The sequence below is a fragment of the Neisseria sp. P0021.S005 genome, assembly GCF_051956955.1.
On the sequence record NZ_JBQCWY010000528.1, the window covers coordinates 1 to 2,160 of the forward strand.

The following is a 2,160-nucleotide window of genomic DNA, read 5'->3' on the forward strand; positions in this document are numbered from 1 at the left end:
AAATTCCACCGTGGCGGCACGATTGAGCTCAAAGGTGCGGTCAACCTTGCCAACGCCAACCCCGATGTCGACGTGGACATCGTCTTCGACAAATACCGCACCCTCTCGCGTCCAAACCGCCAACTGCAGCTCTCCGGCGCGGCCAAAGTCCTCTACAATCCGGAAAAAGGCGTATCGCTCAACGGCACGCTCAACACCGACTACGGCAGGTTTGGTTCGCAAAAATCCTCCATGCCGACCCTCGACGACGACGTGGTCGTACTGGGCGAAACCAAAAAAGAAGCAACGGCCACCACGCCGATTAATATGAACCTTGTCTTGAACATCAACGACAATGTCCGTTTTGTCGGCTACGGCGCAGACGTTACCATCGGCGGCAAACTGTCCATCACATCACGTCCGGGCGAAGCCGTCCAAGGCGTCGGCACCGTGCGCGTTGTCAAAGGCCGCTACAAAGCCTACGGCCAAGACCTCGACATCACCAAAGGATCGGTTTCCTTTGTCGGCCCGCTGACCAATCCAAATCTTAACATCCGTGCCGAACGCCGCCTCTCCCCGGTCGGCGCTGGCGTCGAAGTCCTCGGCAGCCTCAACAATCCGCGCGTGACCTTGGTTGCCAAGGAAGCCATGAGCGAAAAAGACAAACTCTCCTGGCTCATCCTCAACCGTGCCAGCAGCGGCAGCGACGGCGATAACGCCACGCTCTCCGCGGCCGCCAGCGCACTGCTTGCCGGCCAAGTCAACGACCGCATCGGCCTTGTGGATGATTTGGGCTTTACCAGCAAACGCAGCCGCAACGCCCAAACAGGCGAGCTCAACCCTGCCGAACAAGTCCTGACCGTCGGCAAACAGCTCACCAACAACCTCTACGCAGGTTACGAATATGGCATTTCCAGCGCCGAACAATCCGTCAAACTCGTGTACCAACTGACCCGCGCCATCCAAGCCGTTGCCCGCATCGGCACGCGCTCCTCCGGCGGCGAGTTGAAATACACCATCCGCTTTGACAACTGGTTCGGCAAAGACGAACCCGAGCCGGAAGAACAACACTAAAAGCCGTGAAAAAGGCCGTCTGAAATTCATCTTTCAGACGGCCTTTATCTTGTTCTACCGTATTAGAATCTTCAGCCATGCCTCAAAAAACAAAGGCCAACGGCGCAAGTTTAAAAATAAATGCAGCTAAAAAAGTGAACGGCAAACCATGGCTTATTCCAAGTTAGCAATAAATAAAGCAGATGCAAAAAGGCCGTCTGAAACTGACAGGGGTAGGTTTCAGACGGCTTTTTTTGAATCATCGAAACAACTTATGCATGGCATTGCTAATTAATTCGAGCTGTTTCTTATATTCGCGGCAACGGGGGCAGAGCGACAGGTGGACGGCAAGGGCAATGCGGTTAAAAAGACTGAGATGCACTTGGTCTTGCTGTTTGGAAATCAGATCGGTTATTTTGCGGCATTTTTTCATGGCGTTTTCCTGTCAGGCATGGGAGAACCATTTGATTTGCAGGCACTGGCGCAAGGTTTCGCGCGCACGGTGCATGATGGTGTAATAGTTGGCATGGCTGATGCCGCATTGTTCGCGGATTTCATCGCTTGAAAAGCCGAGAATCTCTTTCATGGTAAACACGCGGGCGGTGTTTTCCGGCAGATGGTAGAGGCAGGTCTGCAAAACTTGGTAGAACTCTTTATTGTTCAAACTGGCTTCGGGCGAGTCCCAACCCTGAGGCTGTCCTTCGTCCGTCCAATGCCCGTCGGCGGCAAAATGTCCTTCAAAGGCTTCATCCAAGGCTTCCTCGTCGCGCGTGATGAAAACTTGGCGTTGCCGTCCGATTTGGCGCAGGCAGTCGGTAATTTTGTTTTTTAAGATTGCAAACAGCCAGCTGCTCACTTGGGCGTCGCCTTTGAAACCCTCGGCCGCACGGTAGGCAGAAAGCATGGTTTCCTGTACGAGGTCTTCCGCCAAATCGGGGCGGTCGGGCAGCTGGATATGGGCAAAGCGCAGCAGCAGTTTGCGGGATTCGGCAAGCTCGGCATCGGTCAGTTCGGGTAGGGCCATAATGTATCAGTATGAAATGAATGATCAATATACTTTTGATTTTACGCTGATACGGCAAGAGCATGCGATTGAATCTATAAACGATTTCAGTAGTATTTTTGTTT

The 2,160-nt window shown here is 53.1% G+C and carries 3 protein-coding genes; 1 reads left to right on the forward strand and 2 read right to left on the reverse strand.

The annotated features are described in order from the left end of the window. Nucleotides 1-1,053: translocation/assembly module TamB domain-containing protein (locus tag ACTHUE_RS16440; RefSeq protein ID WP_440424003.1), on the forward strand; the 1,053-nt coding region annotated here is incomplete at its 5' end. A gap of 238 nt (nucleotides 1,054-1,291) precedes the next feature. On the opposite strand, the gene ACTHUE_RS16445 is transcribed toward ACTHUE_RS16440, so the two are convergent. Both ACTHUE_RS16445 and ACTHUE_RS16450 read right to left on the reverse strand, forming a co-directional pair. Next, on the reverse strand, nucleotides 1,292-1,465 hold the full coding sequence (locus ACTHUE_RS16445; protein ID WP_004519151.1) for a hypothetical protein: 174 nt from the start codon (nucleotides 1,463-1,465) through the stop codon (nucleotides 1,292-1,294). Between the two features lie 12 nt (nucleotides 1,466-1,477). Beyond that, entirely contained in the window at nucleotides 1,478-2,056 is a 579-nt protein-coding gene (locus ACTHUE_RS16450; RefSeq protein WP_004519152.1) for a sigma-70 family RNA polymerase sigma factor, read from the reverse strand. Nucleotides 2,057-2,160 lie beyond the last annotated feature (104 nt).